This window comes from Pseudoalteromonas sp. SIMBA_162 (assembly GCF_046535955.1).
Classification (GTDB): domain Bacteria; phylum Pseudomonadota; class Gammaproteobacteria; order Enterobacterales; family Alteromonadaceae; genus Pseudoalteromonas; species Pseudoalteromonas marina.
Map to the genome: position 1 here is coordinate 1 of NZ_JAWJBQ010001186.1, position 237 is coordinate 237.

Consider the following 237-nt stretch of genomic DNA (forward strand, 5'->3'; position numbering starts at 1 on the left):
CAAAGGACACCACGGGGAAGCCTACCACCGGGGTGAGATAGATGTAGGCGATGATGGAGGCACAGATGGCCACCAGCGTCAGAATGAAGGTGATCAGCGGCACGGGGTGCTGCCAGGCAAACCAGACTTCACGATTGTGCAGCCCACGGACGAGCAGGATGGCCCCGAACAGTATCAGCAGTGCGCCGATAACGGTGGGAAAGGTACCGGCCCCATATTCCTGGCGCGGCAGGTTCT

General features: G+C 60.3%; 1 protein-coding gene. It reads right to left on the reverse strand.

Annotated features, from left to right (window positions below):
* Positions 1-237 (reverse strand): tripartite tricarboxylate transporter TctB family protein (locus R0J88_RS23430; protein ID WP_410901380.1); only part of this gene is annotated, 237 nt, incomplete at both ends.